This is a genomic window from Pseudomonas sp. P5_A2_2 (assembly GCF_054177685.1).
In genome coordinates this window covers 1-2,403 of sequence record NZ_JBGCUL010000704.1, presented here as the reverse complement: position 1 = coordinate 2,403, position 2,403 = coordinate 1, and the positions used below count along the sequence as shown (strand labels likewise).

Annotated in this window: 3 protein-coding genes; all 3 read right to left on the bottom strand. The window is 60.0% G+C overall.

Annotation, left to right across the window (positions count from 1 at the left end):
- Positions 1–183, bottom strand: a 183-nt coding sequence (locus ACXRVY_RS24525; RefSeq protein ID WP_458238475.1) for a winged helix-turn-helix transcriptional regulator, incomplete at its 3' end; no start/stop codon positions are given.
- 22 nt (positions 184–205) lie between these two features.
- A complete protein-coding gene (gene thrC, locus ACXRVY_RS24520; protein WP_223458754.1) occupies positions 206–1,585 on the bottom strand; it encodes a threonine synthase in 1,380 nt (459 codons plus the stop codon).
- Between the two features lie 16 nt (positions 1,586–1,601).
- Positions 1,602–2,402: a LysR substrate-binding domain-containing protein gene (locus ACXRVY_RS24515; protein ID WP_458238474.1), complete on the bottom strand. Its 801-nt coding sequence runs from the start codon at positions 2,400–2,402 to the stop codon at positions 1,602–1,604.
- Between the last annotated feature and the right edge of the window lies 1 nt (position 2,403).

The following is a 2,403-nucleotide window of genomic DNA, read 5'->3' as shown; positions in this document are numbered from 1 at the left end:
CCCCTCCCCCGTGCGTACCGTATATCCCTGTATTACCCCGTCGCGTTCAAGTCTTTCTATACGTTGGCGCACCGCATTGCGTGACAGATTGACCTTGGCTGCCAGCTCGGCATGTGCAGCCCTGGCATTGAGCTGTAGTTCCGCGATGATGTGTTCATCGAGGGGGTCCAGAATTCGCTTCACTTGGCCTCCTGTTGTCGCGCCTTCACAGCGCGCCGAGCAGCTCATGGATGGTATCGAGGTCGTCCGGTTGAATCCGGTAAACCTGCGCCTGTCCTTGCGTCGCGACCTCAAGTTGCGGTCCCGCCACACTGATGCCCAACTCGCCAAGCAGTGCCGCCGACTTGACCGGCGAGATTTCCCCCAGGGTCACCATTGGCGCCACCAGGCTTCGCCGATACAACCGGGCGGCCAGCACGCCAGTGGCTGTATGCGGGTCGATGACGTATCCCGTGTCGCGATACAGCGAGGTGATTTCCGTCAGCGTCTGCTCATCACTGACCGCATAGGAGTCGATGATCATCCGCGCCTGCAACCAGAATTCGTTGGCGATGACCATCTCGCCGCTGGACTCGAACCCCTCCATCAGCGCACACACCGCCTGGTCGTCACGCCCGTAGAGCTCCCAAAGGAAGCGTTCCAGATTGGAGAAGATCGACAGGTCCATGGCAGGCGAAAGCGTCTTGTTGGCTCGTGACCTGCTGTAGTGGTTCTTCTGAAACAACTGATGCAACGCGTCGTTCTGGTTGGTCGCAACAATCATCTGGGTGATCGGCAGGCCCATTTTTTGCGCGATGTAGCCGGCATACACCTCGGCAAAACTCGCCGCCGGCACACTGAAACCGATCGGTCGCTGGCCGCCTCCCAGTTGCAACACGGCGTGGAAGTAAAACACCAGTTGCGCCAACACACTGACCCAGTTACTCGAGTTGAAACTGATCGCCTCGTGCTGCGTATTCGGCCATTCTCGGAACAGCCGGGTGACGATGGTCTGGCACTCATCGAAGCTGCCATTCACTGCAAACTGATGAACCCTTGGGTGCGCCGCTGCTTGCAGATGCTGGAGTTGGTCCAGGGGGACGCCCTTCTCTGGGTAAAACACCACCACGCAGGTGTCCTCGCAGTGCTTGAACGCCTCGATGGCCGCCAGCCCGGTATCGCCGTTGGTGGCACCGATCACCACCCCGCGACGCCCGCGCTTGCGCAGAAAATACGGCACCAGCCGCGCCTGCAACTGCGCGGCAAAATCCTTCGAGGAGCGAGTCGGGCCGTGGAACAGTTCCAGCACCCACTCGTTACGATCGACCTGATGCAAAGGCGCCAGGGAACGGTGGCTGAATTGACTGCCAGCCTCTTTGAGCAGGCGCTTGAGGTCTGTCTCGGGGATCGCCTCCCCCACGAACGGACTGATCACCCTGTAGGCCAGTTCGTCATAGGGCAAGGTCGACCAGTTGGCGATGTCCTGCGCTTCAAACAGCGGCAGTTCGAGCGGTACGAACAGCCCACCGTCCTCGGCAATGCCAGACAATACGACCTGTTCGAAGTCGACCTGCACGGACGAATTTCGGGTACTCACATAACGCATGGTTGGCTCCGGCCATTCATTTGAAACGATGTGCCTGCTCGACCAGCCAGGTGGAAAACATCACTGCGTCGGGGTGCTGCTCGGCCCCGGAACCGCGCACAAGGTAAAAAGACTCGCTGGCTTCGATACGCTGGGTAAAGGGTTCGACCAATCGTCCGTCCTGAAGCATCTCCTCCACCATCGAGGACCGCGCCAGGGCGATCCCCTGCCCTAACTCGGCCATGCGCAAAGTGCAGATCAATGTGTCGAACTGCATGCCGGTCGAGGAGTCGACGGTGTCCGCACCGACCATGTTCAACCAGTAACCCCAACCCTCTTCGTAACCCAGAACATGCAACAGCGGATGGTGCGACACGTCCGCCGGGACCGTCAGCGGCGACTTCGCCATCAGGTCCGGCGAGCAGACCGGAAACAACGTGTCCCAGGTCAGGCGCTGCGATACCAGGCCGGGCCATTGACCGTGGCCCCAGCGAATCTCCATGTCATCCTCACCGTCCAGTTCCTTGACCCAGATATTGCTGATGTAGCGGATATCGACATGCGGATGCGCCTGGCTAAACCCCGCCAGCTTGGGTGCCAGCCAATGCACGAAGAACGCCAGGCTGCCACGCACCTTGATCGGCCGACGTTTGTGCTGGCCAAAAATCTCGTTGGTCCCCACTGCCAGTCGCGTGATCGCATCCTGCACCACCGGCAGATAAGCCTGGCCTTCCTCGGTCAGCCCCAGGCCACGGGGTAAGCGCTTGAACAGTGCCACCCCAAGATGACTCTCCAGTTGGCGGATCTGCTGACTGACCGCGCCCTGGGTCAAAAACAGT